Annotated in this window: 2 rRNA genes; both read left to right on the top strand. The window is 49.0% G+C overall.

What is annotated here, in order from left to right:
* The first annotated feature begins 161 nt into the window (after window positions 1-161).
* Window positions 162-3061 (top strand): 23S ribosomal RNA (locus tag DPV85_RS09735).
* Between the two features lie 154 nt (window positions 3062-3215).
* Window positions 3216-3299 (top strand): 5S ribosomal RNA (rrf, locus tag DPV85_RS09730); the annotation flags it as partial.

Below are 3299 nucleotides of genomic sequence, written 5' to 3'. Positions count from 1 at the left end.
TTCTGTTCTTTAACAACCAGGAAACAAGCTGAAAAACTGAAGAGACTTTCAAGTCCTTTTTAAAGGATAAGAAAAAGTCTGAGTAAGAAAAAATCTTGATTGAACAAAAGCAATCAAGTATTTAGTTGAAAACACAACATCAAGAATTTTTGAGGTTGTATAGTTAAGTGACTAAGCGTACAAGGTGGATGCCTTGGCAATCAGAGGCGATGAAGGACGTGCTAATCTGCGAAAAGCTTGGATGAGTCGATAAGAGGCGTTTAATCCAAGATGTCCGAATGGGGAAACCCAGTAGATGAAGAATCTACTATCACTTACTGAATACATAGGTAAGTGAGGCAAACCGGGAGAACTGAAACATCTAAGTACCCCGAGGAAAAGAAATCAACCGAGATTTCGTTAGTAGCGGCGAGCGAACGCGAAGGAGCCTGTTAGTGATAATGACAGAGACAGAGGAACAAGCTGGGAAGTTTGGCGATACAGGGTGATAGCCCCGTACTCGAAGTCCAGGTCATGGTACTAAGCTAACGACAAGTAGGGCGGGACACGTGATATCCTGTTTGAAGATGGGGGGACCATCCTCCAAGGCTAAATACTCCTGATTGACCGATAGTGAACCAGTACTGTGAAGGAAAGGCGAAAAGAACCCCGGTGAGGGGAGTGAAATAGAACCTGAAACCTTGTACGTACAAGCAGTGGGAGCCCTTTAAGGGTGACTGCGTACCTTTTGTATAATGGGTCAGCGACTTATATTTTGTAGCGAGGTTAACCGAATAGGGGAGCCGAAGGGAAACCGAGTCTTAACTGGGCGAATAGTTGCAAGGTATAGACCCGAAACCCGGTGATCTAGCCATGGGCAGGTTGAAGGTTGGGTAACACTAACTGGAGGACCGAACCGACTAATGTTGAAAAATTAGCGGATGACTTGTGGCTGGGGGTGAAAGGCCAATCAAACCGGGAGATAGCTGGTTCTCCCCGAAATCTATTTAGGTAGAGCCTTGAGCGGACACCTTCGGGGGTAGAGCACTGTTTCGGCTAGGGGTCCATCCCGGATTACCAACCCGATGCAAACTACGAATACCGAAGAGTGATACTCAGGAGACACACGGCGGGTGCTAACGTCCGTCGTGGAGAGGGAAACAACCCAGACCGCCAGCTAAGGTCCCAAAGTCTATATTAAGTGGGAAACGAAGTGGGAAGGCTTAGACAGCTAGGATGTTGGCTTAGAAGCAGCCATCATTTAAAGAAAGCGTAATAGCTCACTAGTCGAGTCGGCCTGCGCGGAAGATGTAACGGGGCTCAAATATAGCACCGAAGCTGCGGCATCAGACGAAAGTCTGTTGGGTAGGGGAGCGTTCTGTAAGCGGATGAAGGTGGCTCGAGAGGGCTGCTGGACGTATCAGAAGTGCGAATGCTGACATAAGTAACGATAAAACGGGTGAAAAACCCGTTCGCCGGAAGACCAAGGGTTCCTGTCCAACGTTAATCGGGGCAGGGTGAGTCGGCCCCTAAGGCGAGGCTGAAAAGCGTAGTCGATGGGAAACGGGTTAATATTCCCGTACTTGGATAAACTGCGATGTGGGGACGGAGCAGGTTAGGTTATCGCACTGTTGGATATGTGCGTTTAAGTTGGTAGGTGGGAAGTTTAGGCAAATCCGGACTTCTATTCAACACTGAGAGATGATGACGAGGCTCTACGGAGCTGAAGTAACCGATACCACACTTCCAGGAAAAGCCACTAAGCTTCAGGTTTATCTAAACCGTACTGAAAACCGACACAGGTGGTCAGGTAGAGAATACTCAGGCGCTTGAGAGAACTCGGGTGAAGGAACTAGGCAAAATAGCACCGTAACTTCGGGAGAAGGTGCGCCGGCGTAGATTGTAGTCCCTTGCGGATGAAGGTTGAACCGGTCGAAGATACCAGCTGGCTGCAACTGTTTATTAAAAACACAGCACTCTGCAAACACGAAAGTGGACGTATAGGGTGTGATGCCTGCCCGGTGCTGGAAGGTTAATTGATGGTGTAATCGAAAGAGAAGCTCCTGATCGAAGCCCCAGTAAACGGCGGCCGTAACTATAACGGTCCTAAGGTAGCGAAATTCCTTGTCGGGTAAGTTCCGACCTGCACGAATGGCATAATGATGGCCAGGCTGTCTCCACCCGAGACTCAGTGAAATTGAAATCGCCGTGAAGATGCGGTGTACCCGCGGCTAGACGGAAAGACCCCGTGAACCTTTACTATAGCTTGACACTGAACATTGAATTTTGATGTGTAGGATAGGTGGGAGACTTTGAAGCAGTCACGCCAGTGATTGTGGAGTCGTCCTTGAAATACCACCCTTTAACGTTTGATGTTCTAACGAAGATTACGAAACGTGGTCTCGGACAGTGTCTGGTGGGTAGTTTGACTGGGGCGGTCTCCTCCCAAAGAGTAACGGAGGAGCACGAAGGTTTGCTAATGACGGTCGGACATCGTCAGGTTAGTGCAATGGTATAAGCAAGCTTAACTGCGAGACAGACAAGTCGAGCAGGTACGAAAGTAGGTCATAGTGATCCGGTGGTTCTGAATGGAAGGGCCATCGCTCAACGGATAAAAGGTACTCCGGGGATAACAGGCTGATACCGCCCAAGAGTTCATATCGACGGCGGTGTTTGGCACCTCGATGTCGGCTCATCACATCCTGGGGCTGAAGTAGGTCCCAAGGGTATGGCTGTTCGCCATTTAAAGTGGTACGCGAGCTGGGTTTAGAACGTCGTGAGACAGTTCGGTCCCTATCTGCCGTGGGCGTTGGAGAATTGGTTGGGGCTGCTCCTAGTACGAGAGGACCGGAGTGGACGCACCACTGGTGTTCCGGTTGTGTCGCCAGACGCATTGCCGGGTAGCTAAGTGCGGAAGAGATAAGTGCTGAAAGCATCTAAGCACGAAACTTGCCAAGAGATGAGTTCTCCCAGATTTAAAATCTGTAAGGGTTGTTTAAGACTAAGACGTAGATAGGTCTGGTGTGTAAGCGGTGCGAGCCGTTGAGCTAACAGATACTAATTGCCCGAGAGGCTTAACTATACAACGCTCAAGGGTTTTGGGTGTTGTAATGATACAAAGACGAAACTCAGAGAAGAAAGAGAAGAAGAAAGTTTTGAAGGTTATCAGCTTGTTTGGTTGTGAGCGCTAGAGATAGCGGAGCAGAGAGAAATAGAAAAGTTATTAAAGGAATAATCCTGGCGGCGATAGAGCGGTGGTCCCACCTGACCCCATACCGAACTCAGAAGTGAAACGCCGATGCGCCGATGGTAGTGTGGGG

The sequence above is a fragment of the Haemophilus parainfluenzae genome (assembly GCF_003252725.1).
Taxonomy (GTDB): Bacteria; Pseudomonadota; Gammaproteobacteria; order Enterobacterales; family Pasteurellaceae; genus Haemophilus_D; species Haemophilus_D parainfluenzae_L.
This window is presented reverse-complemented; position numbering and strand designations above follow the sequence as displayed.